Origin of the sequence: Neobacillus dielmonensis (genome assembly GCF_000612665.1) — a bacterium.
Lineage (GTDB): Bacteria > Bacillota > Bacilli > Bacillales > Cytobacillaceae > Neobacillus > Neobacillus dielmonensis.
Genome location: NZ_HG942054.1, coordinates 69,735 through 90,879 on the forward strand (window position 1 = coordinate 69,735; position 21,145 = coordinate 90,879).

Sequence of the window (21,145 nt, forward strand, 5' to 3'; positions counted from 1 at the left end):
TGTGTCAGCCTTTTCTATTTTACTATTCAATTATCCTACAGTTTAACTTTTTGTAACCGTAAAGAATTAAGGACCACAGAAACGGAACTGAATGCCATTGCCGCACCAGCAAGCCAAGGAGCTAGGAAACCGAGTGCAGCGACGGGAATGCCAATTGAATTGTAGGCAAGTGCCCAGAAAAGATTTTGCTTAATGTTTGTAATTGTTTTTTTACTCATAAAAATGGCGTCAGCGATACTGTTTAAATCGCCGCGAATCAGGGTAATGTCAGCGGCCTCCATTGCCACATCCGTCCCGGTACCAATCGCCATACCAATATCTGCTACCGCAAGAGCGGGTGCATCATTAATGCCGTCACCAACCATAGCTACTTTTTTGTTGGCTGCTTGTAGTTTTTTAATTTCGTCGGCCTTCCCTTCCGGAAGAACCTCAGCAATGACATGTTCAATCCCGGCTTGTGCGGCAATCGACTTGGCTGTTTGCTGATTATCCCCGGTTATCATAATGACATCAAGGCCCATTTTCTTTAACCGGGTGATCGCAGTTTTGGAAGTTTCCTTAATTGTATCGGCTACGGCCACTATGCCGGCATATTGACCATTAATCGCAGCGACCATAGCCGTTTTTCCCGCTGCTTCTAGTTCCTCCATTTTTCCAAGAACATTTGAAACTTCCACATCATACTTATTCATTAATTTCCTTGTACCAACTATTAACTCCTTATCATCAACGATGGCGCGAATACCATGTCCAGGGATCGCCTCAAAATCGCTAACATCCATCAATGTAATTCCTTTCTCTTTGATCCCTTGGACAATCGCTTGTGCCAGTGGATGTTCCGATTGTTTCTCGGCAGAACCGACCAATGACAAGAATTCCTCCCCAGTCAAATCTGTTAAAATGTCTGTTAAAACCGGTGTACCGTTCGTGACGGTTCCCGTTTTATCCAGAACTACTGAGGTAATCCTGTGCGTCATTTCCAAATGCTCGCCGCCTTTAAATAGGATGCCATATTCAGCGGAACGGCCTGAACCGGCCATGATCGATGTCGGGGTCGCCAATCCTAGCGCACACGGGCAGGCAATGACAAGCACTGCAATCATTTTTTCTAAAGCTTCGGCAAAGTTTCCTGGGCTTGCCCACGCATACCAAATAATAAAAGTGACAACTGCAATAGCTACAACAATCGGCACAAACACGCCCGATATTTGGTCAGCTAGCCGCTGAATCGGAGCCTTTGAGCCTTGCGCTTCCTCCACGACTTTAATAATCTGTGCCAAAGCGGTATCTCTTCCAATTTTCGTTGCTTCCACTTTTAGAAAACCATTTTTGTTGATGGTTGCGCCGATCACTTCATCCCCGCACGTTTTATCCACGGGAACACTTTCCCCCGTCAACATAGACTCATCAATGGCAGATTGTCCTTCTTTAATGATTCCGTCCACAGGAATCTTTTCGCCTGGTTTAATATGGAGAATATCTCCGACCGCCACTTCCTCGATCGGGATGACGATTTCTTGTCCGTTCCGTTCAATAACAGCTGTTTTTGCTTGAAGACCCATTAATTTTTTTATGGCTTCTGAGGAACGTCCTTTCGCTTTCGCTTCAAAAAGCTTTCCAAGAATAATTAATGTAATTAAAACAGCACTTGTTTCATAGTAGAGCTCCATCGCGGCCCCTTTTCCTATCAGGGACATAATGGATAAATATAAACTATAAAAATAAGCTGCTGATGTTCCTAACGCTACGAGTACATCCATGTTGGCACTTTTATTTTTGAGTGCTTTAAAAGCACCAATATAAAATTGTCCTCCTACAATAAATTGAACCGGGGTCGCCAACGCCAGCTGAAACCAAGGATTCATGAACAGGTCCGGCACCCAAATAAATTGAGTAAACGAAAAATGCCCTGCCATGGCCCAAAGCAGTGGAAACGCGAGAATCGCTGAAAAGAAAAATTTTTTAGATTGCTTTTCAATTTCCTTTTGGCGGTAATCGCTAGTTTCTTTCGCATCTTCCTTTAAACGGGCCCCATATCCCAGGTCTTCTACTTTTTTGATAATATCAGCAGCAGTTAACCCAGTGCCATTGTACTCGACAGTTGCTTTTTCAAGGGCTAAGTTTACGTTGGCCTTCATAACCCCATCTAGCTTGTTTAGGCCCTTTTCAATTCTGGCGGAACATGCAGCACAGGTCATACCGGTAATATCAAACTCAGCCTTCTCTGTTACGACGTCATACCCTAAATCTCTGATTTTGTTTTGGATATCATCGATATTTAATTGTGAAGGATTGTATTTTATCGCTGATTTTTCTAAAGCAAGGTTAACAGTGGCTGTCTCTACTCCTGCTAGTTTGTTTAAACCTTTTTCAATTCTTGCAGCACAAGCGGCACAGGTCATCCCAGAGATTTGAAGACTTGTTTCTTTTAAATTTTGACTCATATTAAGTCAGCTCCTTATACCCCACTCTGGTATATATACATGTAAAAAGAACGTGCTAAATGATTAGCACGCAATTTTAAATTATTTTACTTCATAACCTTGGTCATCAATAGTCTCTTTAATTTGCTCCAATGAAACCTTATTCGGATTAAATTCCACATCAACTGCAGCTGCATCCAGGTTTACTTTTACAGATTCAACACCAGCAAGTTTTCCGACACTGCCTTCGACTGCTTTGACACAATGATTACAAGACATACCTTGAACGTTTAGTGTTACCTTTTCCATATTCCAAAACTCCCTTTCGTTTATAAGTTGATGAGTAGTTGTCAAACTTTACACATTTATCTTACCATACCCCCCCATCCTATGTTAAGAGTCCTTTATAATTTTTTTACAGTTTTCTTTGTCTAATTCACCAAAAGTTCACATGTGTATAAGTGAATCTTCATTAATTCTACAAAATTTTTAATTAGAATTAATAGTATAAAAGAAAGGAGTTGTAACCAAATGAAAAAATTAGTAATAGGAGTTTTTAGCGCTGCTTTCCTTCTTGGCGCAGGAACAGCTGTTTTTGCGGCTGGAAATAATGATTCTAGTTCAGGGTTCAGCTTTGAAGAAATGCTGCCTTTTATGCAGAAAATGCATCCTGATTCTTCTCAACAAGATTTGGAGAATATGTACAAAGCCTGTCAAGAAAGTGGAGGCACGATGGGAAGCACAAAAAGTCTAAATATGATGAACCGTTTTTAACTTTCCCATTTTATCCGGACCGATAATTAATAGACATAAGCCGAGCCCTGGCCCTTTCGAGTAATCATTTTGAAAGGTAGGGCTTTTTATATACCAGATTCCTTGATATAAGAAAACTCTTTATATTAAAGAGTCCAATAGGTTAAAGTGTCGAATATTCCTAAAATCAGCATAAATGCCCCTGCTATTCTTTGGATATGGCTGCCAAATCTCCGGCCTTTTTTCAGCAAAACACCACTTCCCCCAAGATACCAAATTAATAGGATGATGATCAGCAGCGGAAGTGCAGTTCCAAGCGCAAATACAGACGGGAGGACAAATCCATAGGTGGTTGATAAAGTAACTGGCATTAGAGTTACAAAAAACAGAATAAACATGGTTGGGCAAAAAGCTAGGGAAAAACTAAATCCTAGCATAAATGAACCAAAACGATGTTTTTCTCTGTGATCGACAGACTGCTTAAATAAGGTTAACGTCCCCTTTAATTTTATTAAGCCAGTCATATATATGCCTACCAAAATTAAAACTGGGCCCATGACTTTTCGCAGCCATGGAAAATAGAGAATTAAATTTTGTTCAATTTCTTTGCCAACCAGCCACACCAAGAGTCCAAGAAGAGAGAAGGCTGCTATTTTACCTATTGTGAAGCTAAATACATCCTTCCAGTCAATTTTCTTTTGTATGGCATGGTTCCCGTAAAGCGTAATGGCGCTGATATTGCCTGTCAGTTGGCATGGGGCAAGTGCCCCTACAAGCCCTAATATAAAAGCGAATAATACCGGCCATGTTTCTAAGCTATTGACGATATTAACTAAAGGGTTACTTAAAAAATGGCTTATTTGACTTAATAAATTATACATAAAAATCACCCTAAAAGAATTTTAGTAAGGAAAGAATAGCATATTTTGATGAAGATATTTAAAAGAAAAGTATTTGTTCAAAATTTAGCCATTTATGACCCCTAATACTCTTACTGAGTGATCTTTTGGTTTCTATTAAATTCATTATTATCAAGATTTTGTGAAGAAAATAAGAAAGCTGCTTCAAAGTCCTTTGTCCTGACCTTTGAAACAGCCCTCATCGTTTATGTGAAATATTCAACTTTAGCGTTTGGAAAATAGGTCTCAATGTATCCTCGGATGGTAGTTTGAATATCCTTTTGGGCTTCATCCGGGTAAACGTACTTGCCGATTCCATAGCGCCCCCATTTGTATTTGCGCTTTTCTTCGTTCATTTCCAGCTTTGTTTTTGGATAACGCTTGGCAATGACATTTTTGGCCGGCTTAGTAAAGCGGTGCTGGATGAGTTCAAACGTCAAATCAGGTATTTCGACCCCTTTTAATTCCTCACTCAGTCGTTTAAATAATTCCAGATAGCCATCCTTCCAGTCTTCATGAAGGTAGATGGGCGCTACAATGAAACCTAGCGGATATTTGGCATCGGCTACTTTTCTGGCTGCCTGCAGCCGTTCCTCAAAAGATGATGTCCCCGGCTCAAAGTTTTTAATCACATAGCGGGAATTGACGCTGAACCGGAAACGGGTTTTTCCATTATGATTGGCATCAAGCAAATGATCCACATGATGAAATTTTGTTACAAACCGCAGACGGCCATATTCACTCTGGCCAATAAACTCAATTGTCTTCTTCAAGGAATGGGTCAAATGGTCCAAACCCACAATATCAGAAGTACAAGCTGCTTCAAACCGGGTTATTTCTGGCTTCCGCTCATCCATATACTTTTGAGCCTGATCAAAAATTTCCTCTAAATTTACATAGGTTCGAATATAGGGTTTGCTGCCTAGAGTTGTCTGCAAGTAACAATAATGACAATGTCCCATACAACCGGTTGCGAGGGGGATCGCGTATTCTGCAGATGGCTTGGATGTATCGAATTTCAAAGTTTTCCTGACCCCGACGACGAGTGTTGATTTGGCATTGCGGTATTTTTGTAATTCGTTTTCTCCTGGTATTCCCCTCACTTGGTTATGCGAAGTAGTTTCCCGTATTTCCAAGCCCATATTTTCAAACTTTTCTTTCAATTCACGTCCCAATGGATATTCCAAAGCCCTGGGTTCTATGTAGACAAGCTGTGGTGTAAATGGCTTCATGGTCTTCCTCTTTCCTGTGTGTTTTTTTTTTATAGTATTGCTTGTCACGGGAAAGATAAGAGCAAAATGAGTGGAGTAGTTTTTACCTTTATTATAAAAAAAAGGATGGAAATTAGTTTCCATCCTAAACGAATATTATAAGCCACATTTTAATTGGGTCCCGCAGTTTGAACAGGTATTACAGCCGCCGATCTCTTCAACTTTCCCTTGGCGGCAAACCGGGCAAGTGTTGCCAACTTCAGAACCGATGGTAACATCTGTTGATCGCAAGTCGCTGATTGTATCAACTAGAACAACATGTTGTTTTGATTTTTCTTTAAAGATTGGTTCTTCTTTTACAGTATTTTCTTCAGCCTTAAGCGTTAATACTTGGGAGTCACGTGAACCATCAACATAGACAGTACCGCCTTTTGCACCACCGCGGTACAAGCGTTCATATACCTTTTCAACTTGTTCCACACTGTAACCTTTTGGAGCATTTACCGTTTTACTGATCGAACTGTCAATCCAGCGCTGGATAACACACTGAACATCCGCATGTGCTTCTGGTGCCAGGTCCATTGCCGTTACAAACCAATTTGGCAGGTTCTGCTCGTCTGCATCTGGGTGCTGATCCAGATACTCTTGAACAATATCTGCATGGACTTCAATAAATTTGCCAAGACGACCGCTGCGGAAGTAGGAAAAGGAAAAATATGGTTCCAAACCAGTAGAAACGCCAACCATGGTACCAGTGGATCCCGTAGGTGCAACAGTTAATAGATGCGAATTTCTAATTCCGTCTTTAAGGATCGATTGGCGGATATCTTCCGGCATTTTTTTCATATAACCGGTTTCGATAAATGCTTGTCTTAGACGGTTTGTATCTTCTTCCTTTTCACCGTTTAAGAATGGGAAGCTTCCTTTTTCTTTAGCCAATTTAATCGATGTTCTATATGCCGTTGTAGCGATTGTTTCGAATACTTTATCAACAAGTTCGTTGCCTTCAGGTGAACCGTATTCTGTTTCACAGTAGATCAGCAGGTCGTGCAGTCCCATTACACCTAGACCAACACGGCGCTCACCGAGTGCTTGTTTTTTATTTTCCTCCAAGAAGTACGGAGTGGCGTTGATGACATTGTCTTGCATACGTACGCCAACCTCTACTGTTTTCTTAAGCTTTTCAAAGTCAACGGTTTTGGTTTCCTTATCTGCCATTTCAGCAAGATTTACAGCTGCAAGGTTACAGACACTGTACGGAGCTAAAGGTTGCTCGCCACAAGGATTTGTGGCAACTACTTGCTGGCCATATGCTTTCGCATTTGTCATGTCATTTGCATTATCAATGAAGAAAATTCCTGGTTCAGCTGAGTAGGTGGCACAAATATTGATAAGATTCCAAAGTTCCTTGGCTTTAATCTTTTTGTAAACCCGAACTTTGTGTCCAAGTTTTTCCCACTCGCGAACATCACCAACTTGATGCCACTGCTCGTTGTAAATTTTCATTTCCTCTTGGTCATAGTGCTCGACATAAGGAAAACGTAGTTCATACTCACTGTCATTTTCAACAGCTTCCATAAATTCTTTTGTTAAGCAGACAGAGATGTTTGCACCTGTTAAGAATTCTGAATTATGGACGGTATAATGTCCGCCAGTTGTCAGCTTTTCTTCTGCCTCGGCAATAATCTCTTCTGAGAAACCACCTAAGCCTGGAATCACTTTGTAGTTCACGATTCCTTGATACATTGCTCTTTCCTGTGCAGTTAATGGAGTAAACTTAAGTTTGTCATTCGCCAGCTTTTTAATTGTTTCATCTTTTGTATTTTCAATTAAGAACCGTAGGATTCTTGGATTTTGCATTTTCGAAATAATAAATTCAATAATATCTGGATGCCAGTCAGCAAGCATGATCATCTGGGCACCCCTCCGGGATCCACCTTGCTCAACCAAGTGAGTCAATTTCGCTATATCATCAAGCCAAGATACCGAACCTGATGATTTTCCATTCACACCTCTTGCCAATGTGTTACGAGGTCTTAACGTTGAACCATTGGTTCCAACCCCGCCGCCGCGGCTCATAATTTCCATGACCTGCTTGCGATGGTCAGAAATTCCTTCACGAGAGTCCGCCACAAACGGCATGACGTAACAGTTAAAATAAGTAACCTCAGTACCCGTACCAGCACCGTAAAGAACACGTCCTGCAGGAATGAAGTTCAGATTTACAAGTTCTTGATAAAACTTCTCCGTCCACTCAATCCGCTTTTCTTCCGTCGTTTCCACTTCAGCAAGACCAGTTGCCACCCGCTTGGCGATTTGCTCATAGAACAATTCAAGCGGTTTTTCAATCACATCTAATGAACGCCAAATCATTCCCGTGGTGGATTCTAATTCGTCATCCAAAACGCCGCGAAACTCTTCCTCCACTAAAACCTTAGCCTTTTTCTTTTCCCAATCAATTTCCTGGATATAACCCAATCCTCGGGCCGGGAACTTGGGGTCTTCCTTAATCGTCAGTACAACAAAGTCGCCGCTTGTAAGGGTGATTTTTTCAGTGTCCTTAAAGGTGTAACGATCAAGCATGACCAAACGTGAAACACCTTTGTGAGTTATTTTCATATCTGGGGTTACCGGGTGTACTTGGGGAAATAGGTGGATATCCTCATTTAGCCTTTCAAAATCAATATTCAATTTTTGTCTAAAAACTACAGACATGAGAACAACTCCTTCAACTATTTATCTCTATATGCTAGATTCTAGTTGTCCAAGCTAGATCTAGATGACTTATATACTATAAGGTATCATAGCAGGTAACTACAAATCAACATATAGTGTCCAAAAAGTTTTCGACGCTACTATATATTGTATGCTGAGCAAAGAACATTTATTTTGTCAAACACAAAAATAAATAGATTTATAAGAGAATAATAGATTTTCTACAATTTTCTCTTTAAAACAAGAAATTTTAACAAAATTTGCAGGTTGCCATGATGCATGTGGCTCGTTCCTAAAAAAGGAAAAAAGCGGCATTCACCGCTTCTTTAACGTTTAAAATTCCATTCATCATTTTCATAACGTTCTTGAGCTAATCTTTCAACATATGCAAGTTCGTCGTCACTGAGTTCATATGGAACTAAATCAATGTCAAGGCCTTGCGCAAAACCTTTATAAAAAGCTTCTTTAGCTTCCGCTAGCGTAATCTTCCTTGGACTGATTTCATTAATTGCCACTGCTTTGTCCTTGAAGGACTTTTTCATTCTTTCCTTTACCCGCTCATTAGGGTATTTAAATAGGCTGAACAGCTTGTCTTCGTCTAAATCTAATAAAATAGAACCATGCTGCAGTATGACCCCTTTTTGCCTCGTTTGGGCACTACCGGCTACTTTACGGCCTTCAACAACTAGCTCATACCAGCTTGGAGCATCAAAACAAACAGCAGACCGCGGATTTTTTAAGGCATTCCGCTCTTCTGCCGTTTTCGGAACGGCAAAATACGCCTCCAAGCCCAAATAGTGGAAACCTTTTAAAATCCCTTCTGAAATAACACGATATGCCTCAGTCACTGTTTTCGGCATTTTAGGATGCTCCTCCGAAACAATTACACTGTAGGTCAACTCGTGCTCATGTAAGACACCACGGCCACCCGTCGGCCTCCTGACAAAACCTAGCCGATGTGTCTGAACGGCTTCCATGTCTACTTCCTTCTCTACCTTTTGAAAATAGCCAATGGATAGCGTCGGGGGATTCCAGCCGTAAAACCGTATCACAGGTGGAAACTTCCCCTCACTATGCCAATCAAGCAGAGCTTCATCAAGTGCCATATTAAATGATGGTGAACAATCACCTGAATCAATAAAACGCCATGTTTCCTTACTCATGTAAAAACCCTCATTTATTAATTTATCTTTTACAGTCTATCAAAATCCGCTTTAGAATTCAAAATCGAAGATACTGGGATAATTTTTTATAAAGAATTTTTCCTAATTCATCTTTATCTTTAGCAAATTGACTACTATAATAAATACTAGTGCAGAAAAGCCTGAAAGGAGCAAAAGAAGTTGAGTTCAATTATTGTTTTATTAATTATCATCGCAGCAATGATTATTTACACAGTTTATAATTATTTTCGTCAAAAGAAGATTGTAAAAACGGTATCCGAAGAAGAATTCCGTGCCGGATATAGAAAGGCACAATTGATAGATGTACGTGAACCGAATGAATTTGAAGGTGGACATATACTAGGTGCCCGCAATATTCCAATATCTCAATTAAAAATGCGAATGAAGGAGCTTCGTCCAGACCTTCCTGTTTATTTATACTGCCAAAGCGGTATGCGTAGTGCCCGTGCGGCTCAGTTATTGCACAAGAACGGATATAAAGACCTAACCCAGCTTGAGGGCGGCTTTAAAAAGTGGACAGGCAAAGTGAAAACTAAAAAATAAACATAGAGAGGCGCCGAGTGCATCGGTGCCCTTTTTGTGCAAATGAAAGGGCTGATTCCACTTCGAACCAGCCCTATTCATTATTCTGCTTTTTGGTATTTCAATATTGGCTTCCGTGCTGCAGTTGTTTCGTCTAGCCGGCTTACAACTGTTGTATGAGGAGCCTCTTGGACGATTTCCGGGTTTTCCTCTGCCTCTTTGGCGATTTGAATCATCGCTTCAATAAAAGCATCCAGCGTCTCTTTTGATTCGGTCTCTGTCGGCTCAATCATGATACATTCTTCCACATTTAATGGGAAGTAAATGGTTGGCGGATGGTACCCGAAATCAAGTAGGCGTTTCGCAATATCGAGGGTCCGCACTCCCAGTTTCTTTTGTCTCCTGCCGCTTAACACAAATTCATGCTTACAATGCTTATCAAATGGAAGATCGTAATACTCCGCTAGACGTCTCATCATGTAATTGGCATTTAAGACGGCATTTTCGGTAACAGCTTTTAAGCCATCAGGTCCCATGGAGCGAATATACGTATAGGCACGAACATTTATACCAAAGTTTCCGTAGTAAGGTTTTACCCTGCCAATCGATTGTGGACGATTGTAATCCAATACGTACTCTGACCCCTGCTTCTCAATTACTGGTTTTGGAAGGAATGGAATTAGATCCACCTTTACCCCGACTGGTCCTGAACCTGGTCCACCTCCACCGTGTGGACCGGTAAAGGTTTTATGAAGATTTAAGTGTACAACGTCGAAACCCATATCTCCTGGTCTGGCTTTAGAAAGTACCGCATTTAAGTTAGCCCCGTCATAATAAAGCTTTCCTCCAGCATTATGAACGATTTCGGCCATTTCCAGGATGTTTTCCTCAAAAAGTCCCAATGTATTGGGATTGGTGAGCATTAACGCTGCCGTATCCTCCCCGATAACCCTTCTCAAGTCCTCTAGGTCAACTAAACCCTTTTCATCGGATTTGACCGTAATTGTTTCAAATCCGGCTATCGTAGCGGAGGCTGGGTTAGTGCCGTGTGCAGAGTCTGGGACAATGACCTTCGTCCGATTTATATCACCATTTGCTTCATGAAAAGCACGTATCAGCATTAATCCGGTCCATTCTCCATGTGCACCCGCCGCTGGCTGAAGGGTTACCTCATCCATACCTGTAATTTCTTTTAAATGTTGCTGTAGGTCATACAGTAACTCCAGAGCACCTTGGACAGAACTTTCATCCTGAAGCGGATGGATATGGACAAAACCATTATATCGGGCAACATTTTCGTTCATTTTTGGATTGTATTTCATGGTGCAAGATCCGAGTGGATAAAAGCCTGAATCAACACCATGATTTCTCCGTGACAAGGCGGTATAATGCCGCATGATATCAAGTTCCGAAACCTCAGGTAGCGACGGCTCTTCATCACGCAAATATTCTTCCGGGAGCAGACTAGTTAAATCAAGTTCAGGTACGTCCATTTCTGGGAGACTATATCCAATCCGGCCTGGTGTGCTTAGTTCAAAGATGAGCGCTTGGTCTTGATTATTCATGCAAATCCCCCACTTCTTTTACAAATGTATCAATTTCTTCCTTCGTTCTTTGCTCAGTAACTGCAATCAACATGTGGTTGTATAATTCTGGATAATCACGTCCTAAATCGTACCCGCCTATGATGCCCTTTTCAAGCAGCTTTCGGTTCACTTCTTTAACAGGTTTTTTCAATTTAATGATAAATTCATTAAAGCTAGGACCCTCGTTTACAATTTCAAACCCCGCCTGTTTAAAAGCTGATTTAGAATAGTGAGCTTTTTGTATATTAGCAGCAGCCATCTCCCTCACACCACTTTTACCTAAAGCTGTCATGGCAACAGACGCAGCCAGGGCGTTTAGCGCTTGGTTAGAACAAATATTGGATGTGGCTTTATCCCGGCGTATATGCTGCTCACGGGCTTGCAGGGTTAACACAAACCCGCGCCGTCCTTGTTCATCTTTCGTTTGCCCTACTAAACGGCCAGGGACCTTTCGCATTAGCTTATTTGTAACCGCAAAATAACCGCAATGAGGGCCGCCAAACGCAGTCGGAATTCCAAAAGGCTGCGCATCTCCAACTACAATATCTGCACCAAACTTGCCAGGAGGTGTTAATATACCCAAAGATAAAGGGTTACTAGAAGCGACAAACAGGGCTTTATACTGATGAATCATTTCTTCAAAATCCTTTAATGGCTCAATTCTGCCAAAGAAGTTCGGATATTGGATAATGACTGCAGCTACATCGTCATTCATCAAGTTTTTTAAAGCTTCCGCATCTGTTATGCCATCCTTTACCGGAGCTTCCACCACTCGAAGATGCTGACCCTTTGCATATGTTTTTAGAACATCCCTAGCCTCAGGATGTACGGCATTAGAAACGATGATGGTGCTTCGTTTTGTATGGCCGGCACTCAGCATGGCTGCTTCAGCAAGGGCCGTCCCGCCATCATACATGGAGGAGTTTGCAACATCCATTCCGGTTAATTCACAAATCATCGTTTGGAATTCAAAAATGGCTTGGAGTTCCCCTTGTGATATTTCCGGCTGATAGGGTGTATAAGCAGTGTAGAACTCCGACCTGGAAAGAACATGATCCACAATGACCGGAATATAATGGTCATATACACCAGCACCTAAGAATGAGGCATTCGTTTTTAAATCGGCATTTCGACCTGCCAGCTTAGCCAGCTCCTTCATCAAGGATGTTTCAGATTTGGCGGGTTTGATATTGTATTCCCCTTTAAACCTTACCTTTTCAGGGATATCGCTAAAAAGTTCATCTACAGAAGACACACCGATTGCCTCGAGCATGGCCTGCTTATCGTTTTCAGTCATAGGTAAATAGCGATGTTGCATATGTTTACTCCCTCCTGCTATTTCTTTTCTCTTTTATAAAAAGGTGTTGGAACCACTTCTGCTTTCAACCGTTTCCCGCGGATCTCTATTTCCAGCTCTGTACCGAGATCACCATATTCCGATGAAATAAGGGCTAACCCAATATTTCTCTTTAAGGTTGGCGACTGGGTCCCTGTCGTAACTTCTCCAACTTTTTGTTCCCCAATATAGACTGGATAGCCGTGTCTTGGTATTCCTCTGTCGATCATCTCAATCCCAACCATTTTCCTTGAGAGCCCTTGTTCTTTTTGCTGAATCAGAGCCTGTTTACCAATAAACTCGGCTTCCTTTTTCAATTTCACAGCAAACCCAATCCCTGCCTCAAGCGGGGAGATTTCCGGTGATAATTCCTGGCCGTATAGAGCTAGGGTCGCTTCAAAACGGAGTGTGTCACGTGCTCCCAATCCACAAGGAATGACCCCATCATCCTTGCCAGCTTCTAATATCGCTTTCCATAGTGAGACAGCATCTTTAGCATGGCAGTAGATTTCAAAGCCGTCTTCCCCGGTATAGCCTGTTCTAGAAATAAGGGCATGGATGCCATTTAGGACTGCCTGTTGTTGGAATTTAAAATTGCCAATTTGACTTAAGTCCGTACTGCCTGCCAGCTTTTGCAAAACTTTTTGGGACAATGGCCCCTGCAACGCCAGTTGGGCTGTCGTTTCTGATAAATCGTCAATGGTCACGCTGCCTTCAAGGTGGTCTTTTAGCCACGTATAATCCTTTTCGATATTGGAGGCATTGACAACGAGTAAATAGTGGTCATCGCCTATTTTATAAATGAGCAAATCGTCCACGGTTCCGCCGTTTTCATAGCACATGGCTGTATACTGGGCACCGCCAATTGCTAGTTTAGCGACATCATTAGTCATCATTTTTTGCAAGTATTTAAGGCTGTCAGTGCCCTTCACTTCAATTTCACCCATATGGGATACATCAAAAAGCCCAGCTCTTGTCCGTACTGCTTCATGCTCTTCCTTTATGCTGGAGAACTGAACAGGCAGCTCCCACCCGCCAAAGTCAATCGTTTTCCCCCCATATTCCCGATACATTTCAAAAAGCGGCGTGCGTTTTAATTCTGTCATCCAATAACCCCCTTCATATATTCCGATAGATGGCTTGAAAAACTTTCTTTGTTTAAGAGTTTGCAATCTTCAGGTTGAGTAAGACATAAAAAAGGACAGAAAACTCCCTTTCAATGAAAAGAAGTCTCTGTCCTTGCACCTGAAAGTTTAACCAGTAGTTGGCGTTCCCCTTTGGTGGCTGTCATATACAGCACTCTCCAGAGCTGCGTCAAACAAGTGTACTTTTGCCTGAGAGATTCACAGGATATCTGTTTGCTCCTTCGGCGCTGCTAATACAGTCTCTCCCCTTGTTCTCATCCGCATTTATAATATTTTCCAATTTGGTCATACTAAATATACTAATGAAAAAGATATCCTTTTATGCAATATTTAAAACTTTCTAAGCTATTATCATCCTACCATTAAACCAAAGGTTTAAGCAATCATTTTTAAAGGAGCTGATAACATGACAGTGGAAATTCATTTTGATTCCTCCTGGCAGGATGATTTTTTACATAGAATCGACAATGATGGCCCATGGGGAAATTGGGAACTGTTTAAGCTGGCCATTGAAATTGAAAAGCAGTTGGTCATACCGGAATTTGAGGGTCTCCAGGCACCCAAGCATCTGCCAAACTTAACACCGCTTCCCCATCAATTAGAAACCGCAAAACAGGTAATTGAAAATATGAATGGAAAGGCCATCTTAGCTGATGAAGTAGGACTAGGAAAAACCATTGAAGCCGGTCTTATTTTGAAGGAGTATATGATTCGCGGACTGGTGAAAAAAGTGCTGATTTTAGTTCCTGCCTCGCTGGTTACCCAATGGGCACAGGAACTAAACAATAAATTTTACATCCCGGCTGTTACCCAAAGAAAAAGCTATGTATGGGAGCAGGCAGATGTAGTAGTATCTTCCATCGACACAGCTAAACGAAACCCTCACAGGGACATCATTTATCAGCAAAATTATGATCTGATTATTATTGATGAAGCCCATAAGCTAAAAAATAATAAAACAAAAAACTATGAATTTGTCCAAAACTTGAAGAAAAAGTTTTGTTTACTGTTAACAGCAACCCCCATCCAGAACCGAATTGAAGAAATTTTTAATCTTGTCTCGCTGCTAAAGCCAGGCCATTTAGGTAGTCAAACCGCGTTTTATGAAAAATATAAACGTGATGCCCGCTCGTTAAATGATGATAAGCATCTGAAAGAATTAGTCAATAAGGTCATGATTCGGAACCGCCGGGCTGATACTGGCATTGAATGGACCAAACGACATGTCGAAACTATTCCGATCCAGTTTTCACCATCTGAAAAGGAACTTTATGATGCGATATGCGACCTTAAAGTGGCTGGGGACTGGGTACAGGCCAGCAGTTTTTCAGTGATGACCTTACAGCGTGAAGCCTGCAGCAGCAGGGAAGCTGTTTTTTATACTCTAAAAAACATGCTGCAAAAACAGGAAAACCCTTCTCAGGTCTACGAAGATCAAATTATGTCACTAATTAAAAGGGTCGAAGCTGTCCAAACCAATTCGAAAGCAGAAAAAGCGCTTGAGTTAATTCAACAGATTAATGACAAAGTAATCATCTTCACAGAATATCGCGCCACCCAATTATACCTGCAATGGTTTTTAAAACAGCATGGCATTTCATCTGTGCCGTTTCGAGGCGGCTTTAAGCGCGGCAAAAAAGATTGGATGCGGCAATTGTTCCAAAACAATATTCAGGTCCTCATTGCAACTGAGGCTGGTGGAGAAGGAATTAACCTGCAGTTTTGCCACCATATTATCAACTTCGACCTACCATGGAATCCAATGCGGCTGGAGCAGAGAATTGGCCGGATCCATCGTCTTGGGCAGGAGCAGGACGTAAGGATTTATAACTTTGCCATAGAAAATACAGTCGAAGAACATATCTTAAAGCTTTTATATGAAAAAATTAATTTGTTTGAAAAAGTAATTGGTGAACTGGATGATATTTTAACAAAATTAGAATTCGGAAATTTGGAAGATCATTTAATTGATATTTTTGGAAAGTCTCGTTCCGAAGGCGAAATGAGAATTAAAATGGAGAATTTGTCTTCCATGATTGAGTTTGCCCAGACGATGAAGGAGGAGGGAAAGTCCCGTGCAGCAGCAGGAAATTCATGACTTTCTGTTAAAGTATTTTCAAGCAAATGAATGTCCCATCGTTGAAAATCAACCTGGCCACCTTACCGTACAGCTAACTATTGAACTCGATAAAGAATTAATGAACCGTCCTTTTTATTGGCACTATTTAGAAAAAACAGGCGGAATCCCGAATCCTATGAAGCTTACCCTGATTACCGACAAAAACAAGGCACCAGAAAAGCTTCGGGGTGAAAACATTCATTTTGGCTCCCCCCGCCTGCACCAAATTTTTGAATCAACTAAAAATTTATCAAAATATATACGCCTTTATGAACATCATCCAAACGGTAGCAGGCAGACGCCTTTGTATCCTTGGCTTTGCATGAATGTAAAAATTTCCTATCAATGTGACCGCAAACGTGATATTTATAAATCCATCGGGTTGCAGCTAATTAACGGCAGAATGGTAGAAAATTTCCATGACCAACTACAGCAAATCCGATTAACGCCAAAAATACCAGATTATTCTTTTACCTTATCACCTTTAGTGAAACCTGTGAGCGGTATGAAACGAATTGAAAACTTCCTAAAGATGGGGATTGAAGCTGAGGAGCATACTTGGGCAGAGGAGGCAAGAAACAGGTGGGAAAAAGATTTACAGCTTTTGGACCACTTCTATGAAGATGTAGAAGATGAGAATGAAAGCTATTTGATTGAAAAACAAGCACTTCAGGAACAGTACGAACCAAAAATCAATATTACTTTTGTTAATGGAGGATTGTTTTATTTAACTGAAAATGCTATATGACAAAAAATACCCCCAAAGTTCTTTCAATCACTTTGGGGGTTCCTGTGTCTATTTCACTTTTCGGATTCTTTTAAATTCGGAGTAAAGGACATAAGGGACAATTCCAAACCAGCGATACCAGAAGGAGGCTTTTGATTGCTTCCTTTCTAACCGCAGCCTTTTGCGCTCATCTTTTGGCTGGTCTACATATTTTACAAATGTTTGGGTCATATATTTCACATAATCATTTGTTTTCATTGCATACACCTGCCTTTTCCACTCACAAGTATACCCAATATTAGAACTTTGCAAACGATTTATAATTCGACCCAACGGATAAACTTTTTCAAATTCATATCAAAATATCCTCTTCCGATCACTATTTCTCCTGATTGCAGTGTTAATGTAAAATTTACAGATTGGACATTTCCGTTAATCGTCTCTGGAATGAAGACAATTCCCCCCTTTTGAAAATCATACGTGCCTCTTGCAGGGATGGTCCCTTCTTTTTGAAGCAGACCTTCCACTTTTATTACAGATGCATGAAGATAATATTCTTCAAGTAGTATAGTACCAGTTTCATGAGACAATTTTCTATTTGCCATAAATTGCTCAATCTGCATCGAGAAAAAGAGGATAAAGATTATCAAAAGGCATAAGGTCAGAGGATAAGTGAACCCAGCATCACGCCGTCTCATGTCCCATTCCCCCCATTTCCAAAGAAATAGGCGATAACTGTATATTCCTTGCCATGGTCGTCTTTAGCAGTCAATTTCACTGCATTTTTAAGAAGGGTAAATGTATATGAAGAAACATTCTGTAAAACAATTTCATGTCCCGTAGAATTAACTCGCCTTCTTAAGTTTGATTCATATTTCTCATAGATGACAGTTTCTGTGGCCTTTGTCAGTATGAGCCGGTTGGAAACGACTTCAGCTTTATTGGACATCCGAATTTCCTTTTTAAATTGGCTGCAAAATACCTCCCATTCCATGATCTGCAAGCTTGCATTGGTATCCTGTTTATTCAGCATAATCTCAAATGCTGGAGTTACCAAACAGATCACGACCGATAGTATAGAAAGAGCAAGCAGTACCTCAATCAGCGTAAAAGCTGCCTCATTCAAGTGTGCCACAGACCTTTGTTCCTTCATACCAATTACTTTTATCAACCCTTACGCACACCTCCTTCAGACCCGACGTTTGGACATCAGTTATCCAAATAATTTGAAACACAATACCGTTCCGGGTTGTAAGGTAATTCGTTAAAGTTGAGTCTGTTAATTTAGCATGCAATTCCTCAAATACGATTTGCCTAGCCTGGTTGTGAATTTCCAGCTGTATTTCCAGTTTTCTTAAATCGACTAGCAATGGAACTAAATTTACCCCTATTAGCAAAATTGCTGAGAGGGACAGCAGCAAATCAAACAGGAAATAACCTTTATTGTTGTGTAACATAAAATCTTCCCCGTCCAATCAAAATGGTTACCTTATATGTCCTCGTTGACGTGCGAATAAAGAAGGTACCAAACCGATTCACATTTCCATCTGAGGAATATTTAATATATAAGGTGATGGAACCTTCTGTAAGATAGATATCATTAGAATACTCTCTAAAGACAATTGGGGGCTGGCCATTTTGCGTATGGATAAAATAGAGATAGTTATCCGGCATAAACACCACTGAAACCTCATGCTGATGAGACATTGCATAGGTTTGTGCATATAACAGGTCCGCTTTTAATTGTGTGATAAACGCTTGGTCCTCAACAGCCGAATGCTGCGGTTGCAAGGAGAAAATTGTAAATAGTGAAAGGATCATGAAAATGGACAGTACGATTAAGGACTCCGCCAGTGTAAATCCTTTTTGCGTAGAGGTCATTGAGAAGTGGTATTGGTAGTGGTTGTGGTTGTAGTAGAATCAGCAATGGTGACATTGCCTGTTGAACTATCAATTTTTATGGTCTTGGTGTTCCCGCAGCTGGTAGCATCACCATTTAAATAACCAGCACTTTTTAATTCATCTAACGTGGGAATTTTATTTTTATCCATTTGATACGCTTGTACTTGTGCTTGGACCATTTTCACATATGCCTGACAGCCTTTATTATTAATATTCGCATTGTGCTGGGCAACGTTTGGAATGGTGATAATTAAAATAACAGATATAACCAACATAACAATCATCATTTCAATAAGGGTAAAACCTTGCTCACTTTTCAGTTTTTGTATGAACATTTCACAAACCTCCTATATTTAAATGCTATCAAGTAGATGAAACATTGGTAATAAAATTGCCAAATACATAGATATAACCAAAAAGCCAATAAAAAGGTATAGAATCGGCTGGACAATCTTTAAGATTTTATCAACACTTTCCTCCATTTCCGTCATACAGTGTTTGCTAAAAAATAATAATTCTTGTTCCAGCTTTCCATTTTCTTGCCCATGCTTGACAATGACAGGAAATTCCTTTTCAAAGAAAGAGAAGGAACTCAATATCGTTGCCAAGGTTTCTCCTGTCACCAGTTTTGTTATAATGGTACTTCCAAGCTGGCTAAAAAAGGCCTGTTTTCGGTTTTGTTCAAACAAGGATAGCGCTTCCGATACAGAAATTCCCCCTTGCAAAAGAAAACTTAACTGGATAGCAAAGTAGTGGGTAAACAGTAATTTGAGGATTCTTCCAACAATAGGAAGGCTGACAAGGAGGGATCTCTGCTTTAAAATGGAGTACTTCCGAAAAATGAAATAGTAATAACAGAAAGCTATTAACATGCTCCCAATAAATAGCTTTATGACAATGGGGAAATAGAGATCAATTGCATACACGACCTTTGTAAAAAAATTATCTTCTAAACCAAGTGAAGCAAACAAACTGGTGAAACGTGGCAGCAGGGTTTTCTCTACAAAACCAAATAATAGGCCTGTCAATGCAAGGAGAAAGACAGGGTATTGCAACATTTTCAACAGTTTTTTTACGTCTCTATCCTTTAACTGCACTAAACTGCTGCCCTCAAGCAGTGCTTCGGCAAAGCTGCCATGCTGCTCGGCATAATACACATACCCAATTAAATCATTGTGAAATCCAAGGTGGTCTAATACATCATGAAAAGGAACCCCCTTTTTCAATTCATTTAAACAATTATTTAACACCTCCTTTCGGTGTTTCGGCAAATGTAAAGATATGGATTCGATTGCTTCTGCAATCGGGTATCCACGTGCAAGTAATTCACCAACTCGTCTTAGAAAATTTGCTTGCTCATCAACTGTCCACTTATGTTTGGTCATCATCATACACCAGACGATTGTATTCGGATTCCTGAACATACCCGAGAGCGATCCCCTTTTTAATCACATCCTTAAGAGTACGATATCTTGTTTCCATTCTCTCGCCTTTTGCTGCTCTCATGACAGCAGATAAATTCTTCCCCGATAATAATTCAAAAACACTGGCTCGTTTCCATCTTCCATAGGAATAGCAATAAGGTGAACAATCACCCTCACAAAACGGACAGGTTAATTCCACCAATCTTTGTGCGGTTACAGCAATTATCGTTTGCTCGACTTCTAACCAGTTAACACCAAACTCATGGAGACGGAATACTGCCCCTTTTGCATCTCTAGTATGCATGGTACTCAGCACTAAATGCCCCGTTAACGCAGCTCTTACAGCGATTTTCGCTGTCTCTGCGTCCCTTATTTCCCCCACCATAATAATGTCAGGGTCGTGTCGCAAGATTGCTTTTAGTCCTGCCGCGTAAGTGACACCTGCTTTTTCATTCACTTGGACTTGCAGCACCGAGTCGTAGTTCTTCTCAATCGGATCCTCAAGAGTAATGACATTGCGCTGAAATAGGTGGGCTGTTTCATTGATTAGGGAATAAAGCGTGGTTGTTTTACCGCTGCCCGTCGGACCAGTAAAGATAATTAATCCGTGAGCGTGCTTAAGGAGTGCCAATAATTTTCTAGTCATAGATGGAAATAATGAGAGCTGGTGGAAAGGAATTTGATTTTGTTGGGGCAGAAGCCGAAGTACAAGGCTTTCTCTGTTGTTTGAAGGAAGCGTGGACAGCCGAAGACCCATGAACTCTCCATTGACTTCACAAAATACGGCACCGCTTTGTGGGCGTCTTCTTTCTCCAATATCCATATTTGCCTTAAATTTAAAATGGGATATGAGCCGGTCGCATTCTTCTTTCGGTAAAGTTAATCGGGGAATCAGTTTGTTGGTTAAACGGAATTGAATGAGCGTATCATTTTTACGGGGAATAATGTGGATATCGGTTGCTTGATTACGGGCAGCATCAGAAATAATCCTGTCTGCTAAAATTTCAATGTCACTAACAATGGGAAACACCACCTTTTATGATTCTTTCTCTATAATTCGACATATTCCATCTCCCTCCTGCATAATTTTTAAAAAAATTTTTTTTACAGACATTTTCTTTAATTGTTACAATAAATCGTCTAGAATTGTGAACATTTTCTAAACATATAGTGTTTACCTTGTTAACTCCGTTCCCACA

General features: G+C 40.7%; 21 protein-coding genes and 1 riboswitch. Of the genes, 4 read left to right on the forward strand and 17 right to left on the reverse strand.

The genetic code is table 11. From position 1 onward, the window contains the following. Positions 1-35: 35 nt before the first annotated feature. Positions 36-2,444 carry a heavy metal translocating P-type ATPase gene (locus tag BN2425_RS09710; protein WP_042458314.1) on the reverse strand — a complete coding sequence of 803 codons (2,409 nt, stop codon included), beginning with the start codon at positions 2,442-2,444 and terminating at the stop codon, positions 36-38. An 81-nt stretch (positions 2,445-2,525) separates the two neighbouring features. Continuing rightward, positions 2,526-2,732 (reverse strand): copper chaperone CopZ, encoded by a 207-nt coding sequence (copZ, locus tag BN2425_RS09715; RefSeq protein ID WP_042458316.1) that lies wholly within the window; start codon positions 2,730-2,732, stop codon positions 2,526-2,528. 222 nt (positions 2,733-2,954) lie between these two features. Here copZ and BN2425_RS09720 point away from each other — a divergent pair, with 222 nt between their 5' ends. Then, on the forward strand, positions 2,955-3,197 hold the full coding sequence (locus BN2425_RS09720; RefSeq protein ID WP_042458319.1) for a hypothetical protein: 243 nt from the start codon (positions 2,955-2,957) through the stop codon (positions 3,195-3,197). Between the two features lie 125 nt (positions 3,198-3,322). Here BN2425_RS09720 and BN2425_RS09725 read toward each other — a convergent pair whose 3' ends face one another. From BN2425_RS09725 to BN2425_RS09740, 4 genes are all read right to left on the reverse strand, one after another. After that, positions 3,323-4,057, reverse strand: a complete 735-nt coding sequence (locus BN2425_RS09725) for an urease accessory protein UreH domain-containing protein (protein WP_042458321.1) — start codon at positions 4,055-4,057, stop codon at positions 3,323-3,325. A gap of 224 nt (positions 4,058-4,281) precedes the next feature. After that, positions 4,282-5,307: a spore photoproduct lyase gene (gene splB, locus BN2425_RS09730; RefSeq protein WP_042458323.1), complete on the reverse strand. Its 1,026-nt coding sequence runs from the start codon at positions 5,305-5,307 to the stop codon at positions 4,282-4,284. Positions 5,308-5,442: 135 nt separating this feature from the next. Further along, positions 5,443-8,001 carry a vitamin B12-dependent ribonucleotide reductase gene (locus BN2425_RS09735; protein WP_042458325.1) on the reverse strand — a complete coding sequence of 853 codons (2,559 nt, stop codon included), beginning with the start codon at positions 7,999-8,001 and terminating at the stop codon, positions 5,443-5,445. 326 nt (positions 8,002-8,327) lie between these two features. After that, positions 8,328-9,164, reverse strand: a complete 837-nt coding sequence (locus BN2425_RS09740; RefSeq protein WP_042458327.1) for a lipoate--protein ligase family protein — start codon at positions 9,162-9,164, stop codon at positions 8,328-8,330. Between the two features lie 219 nt (positions 9,165-9,383). Here BN2425_RS09740 and BN2425_RS09745 point away from each other — a divergent pair, with 219 nt between their 5' ends. After that, positions 9,384-9,728: a rhodanese-like domain-containing protein gene (locus tag BN2425_RS09745; protein WP_406603189.1), complete on the forward strand. Its 345-nt coding sequence runs from the start codon at positions 9,384-9,386 to the stop codon at positions 9,726-9,728. 80 nt (positions 9,729-9,808) lie between these two features. Here the strand turns inward: BN2425_RS09745 and gcvPB are convergent, their stop codons facing one another. Genes gcvPB through gcvT form a run of 3 tightly spaced genes read right to left on the reverse strand, consistent with a single transcriptional unit; the run spans position 9,809 to position 13,735 of the window. Further along, positions 9,809-11,272 carry an aminomethyl-transferring glycine dehydrogenase subunit GcvPB gene (gene gcvPB, locus BN2425_RS09750; protein ID WP_042458330.1) on the reverse strand — a complete coding sequence of 488 codons (1,464 nt, stop codon included), beginning with the start codon at positions 11,270-11,272 and terminating at the stop codon, positions 9,809-9,811. Beyond that, positions 11,265-12,611 (reverse strand): aminomethyl-transferring glycine dehydrogenase subunit GcvPA, encoded by a 1,347-nt coding sequence (gene gcvPA, locus BN2425_RS09755; RefSeq protein WP_042458332.1) that lies wholly within the window; start codon positions 12,609-12,611, stop codon positions 11,265-11,267. Before gcvPA ends, gcvPB begins: the two co-directional genes overlap by 8 nt. A 17-nt stretch (positions 12,612-12,628) precedes the next feature. Then, a complete protein-coding gene (gene gcvT / locus BN2425_RS09760) occupies positions 12,629-13,735 on the reverse strand; it encodes a glycine cleavage system aminomethyltransferase GcvT (protein ID WP_042458335.1) in 1,107 nt (368 codons plus the stop codon). Positions 13,736-13,941: 206 nt separating this feature from the next. After that, positions 13,942-14,032, reverse strand: a riboswitch (glycine riboswitch). A gap of 148 nt (positions 14,033-14,180) precedes the next feature. On the opposite strand from gcvT, the gene BN2425_RS09765 reads away from it, so the two are divergent. Next, positions 14,181-15,872: a DEAD/DEAH box helicase gene (locus BN2425_RS09765; protein WP_042458338.1), complete on the forward strand. Its 1,692-nt coding sequence runs from the start codon at positions 14,181-14,183 to the stop codon at positions 15,870-15,872. Further along, on the forward strand, positions 15,850-16,641 hold the full coding sequence (locus tag BN2425_RS09770; RefSeq protein WP_042458340.1) for a YqhG family protein: 792 nt from the start codon (positions 15,850-15,852) through the stop codon (positions 16,639-16,641). Before BN2425_RS09765 ends, BN2425_RS09770 begins: the two co-directional genes overlap by 23 nt. A 48-nt stretch (positions 16,642-16,689) precedes the next feature. Here the strand turns inward: BN2425_RS09770 and BN2425_RS09775 are convergent, their stop codons facing one another. The 8 genes from BN2425_RS09775 to comGA are packed head-to-tail and all read right to left on the reverse strand — an operon-like array spanning position 16,690 to position 20,979. Then, positions 16,690-16,878 carry a YqzE family protein gene (locus BN2425_RS09775; protein WP_042458343.1) on the reverse strand — a complete coding sequence of 63 codons (189 nt, stop codon included), beginning with the start codon at positions 16,876-16,878 and terminating at the stop codon, positions 16,690-16,692. A 59-nt stretch (positions 16,879-16,937) separates the two neighbouring features. Further along, a complete protein-coding gene (comGG, locus tag BN2425_RS09780) occupies positions 16,938-17,318 on the reverse strand; it encodes a competence type IV pilus minor pilin ComGG (RefSeq protein WP_042458345.1) in 381 nt (126 codons plus the stop codon). Then, positions 17,315-17,791, reverse strand: coding sequence for a competence type IV pilus minor pilin ComGF (gene comGF, locus BN2425_RS09785; RefSeq protein WP_235714597.1), 477 nt, complete (start codon positions 17,789-17,791; stop codon positions 17,315-17,317). Before comGF ends, comGG begins: the two co-directional genes overlap by 4 nt. Next, positions 17,739-18,077, reverse strand: a complete 339-nt coding sequence (locus BN2425_RS09790) for a hypothetical protein (protein WP_042458349.1) — start codon at positions 18,075-18,077, stop codon at positions 17,739-17,741. The genes comGF and BN2425_RS09790 overlap by 53 nt, the downstream gene beginning before the upstream one ends. Beyond that, the gene (gene comGD, locus BN2425_RS09795; protein WP_042458352.1) at positions 18,061-18,501 is read right to left on the reverse strand and encodes a competence type IV pilus minor pilin ComGD; all 441 of its coding nucleotides are present in this window, start codon (positions 18,499-18,501) and stop codon (positions 18,061-18,063) included. Before comGD ends, BN2425_RS09790 begins: the two co-directional genes overlap by 17 nt. Further along, complete coding sequence (comGC, locus tag BN2425_RS09800) at positions 18,498-18,857, reverse strand: competence type IV pilus major pilin ComGC (protein ID WP_042458355.1); 360 nt, start codon at positions 18,855-18,857, stop codon at positions 18,498-18,500. The genes comGD and comGC overlap by 4 nt, the downstream gene beginning before the upstream one ends. An 18-nt stretch (positions 18,858-18,875) precedes the next feature. Then, complete coding sequence (gene comGB / locus BN2425_RS09805; protein WP_042458358.1) at positions 18,876-19,907, reverse strand: competence type IV pilus assembly protein ComGB; 1,032 nt, start codon at positions 19,905-19,907, stop codon at positions 18,876-18,878. Continuing rightward, positions 19,894-20,979 (reverse strand): competence type IV pilus ATPase ComGA, encoded by a 1,086-nt coding sequence (comGA, locus tag BN2425_RS09810; RefSeq protein ID WP_042458360.1) that lies wholly within the window; start codon positions 20,977-20,979, stop codon positions 19,894-19,896. Before comGA ends, comGB begins: the two co-directional genes overlap by 14 nt. Between the last annotated feature and the right edge of the window lie 166 nt (positions 20,980-21,145).

Coding starts and splice junctions, on each gene's coding strand:
- comGC (WP_042458355.1), bottom strand. CDS start 18,857: ATGTTCATACAAAAACTGAAAAGTGAGCAAGGTTTTACCCTTATTGAA.
- gcvT (WP_042458335.1), bottom strand. CDS start 13,735: ATGACAGAATTAAAACGCACGCCGCTTTTTGAAATGTATCGGGAATAT.
- comGB (WP_042458358.1), bottom strand. CDS start 19,907: ATGACCAAACATAAGTGGACAGTTGATGAGCAAGCAAATTTTCTAAGA.
- BN2425_RS09725 (WP_042458321.1), bottom strand. CDS start 4,057: ATGTATAATTTATTAAGTCAAATAAGCCATTTTTTAAGTAACCCTTTA.
- BN2425_RS09710 (WP_042458314.1), bottom strand. CDS start 2,444: ATGAGTCAAAATTTAAAAGAAACAAGTCTTCAAATCTCTGGGATGACC.
- BN2425_RS09790 (WP_042458349.1), bottom strand. CDS start 18,077: ATGTTACACAACAATAAAGGTTATTTCCTGTTTGATTTGCTGCTGTCC.
- copZ (WP_042458316.1), bottom strand. CDS start 2,732: ATGGAAAAGGTAACACTAAACGTTCAAGGTATGTCTTGTAATCATTGT.
- gcvPA (WP_042458332.1), bottom strand. CDS start 12,611: ATGCAACATCGCTATTTACCTATGACTGAAAACGATAAGCAGGCCATG.
- gcvPB (WP_042458330.1), bottom strand. CDS start 11,272: ATGAATAATCAAGACCAAGCGCTCATCTTTGAACTAAGCACACCAGGC.
- BN2425_RS09740 (WP_042458327.1), bottom strand. CDS start 9,164: ATGAGTAAGGAAACATGGCGTTTTATTGATTCAGGTGATTGTTCACCA.
- BN2425_RS09745 (WP_406603189.1), top strand. CDS start 9,384: ATGATTATTTACACAGTTTATAATTATTTTCGTCAAAAGAAGATTGTA.
- comGD (WP_042458352.1), bottom strand. CDS start 18,501: ATGACCTCTACGCAAAAAGGATTTACACTGGCGGAGTCCTTAATCGTA.
- BN2425_RS09735 (WP_042458325.1), bottom strand. CDS start 8,001: ATGTCTGTAGTTTTTAGACAAAAATTGAATATTGATTTTGAAAGGCTA.
- splB (WP_042458323.1), bottom strand. CDS start 5,307: ATGAAGCCATTTACACCACAGCTTGTCTACATAGAACCCAGGGCTTTG.
- BN2425_RS09720 (WP_042458319.1), top strand. CDS start 2,955: ATGAAAAAATTAGTAATAGGAGTTTTTAGCGCTGCTTTCCTTCTTGGC.
- comGG (WP_042458345.1), bottom strand. CDS start 17,318: ATGAGACGGCGTGATGCTGGGTTCACTTATCCTCTGACCTTATGCCTT.
- BN2425_RS09775 (WP_042458343.1), bottom strand. CDS start 16,878: ATGAAAACAAATGATTATGTGAAATATATGACCCAAACATTTGTAAAA.
- BN2425_RS09765 (WP_042458338.1), top strand. CDS start 14,181: ATGACAGTGGAAATTCATTTTGATTCCTCCTGGCAGGATGATTTTTTA.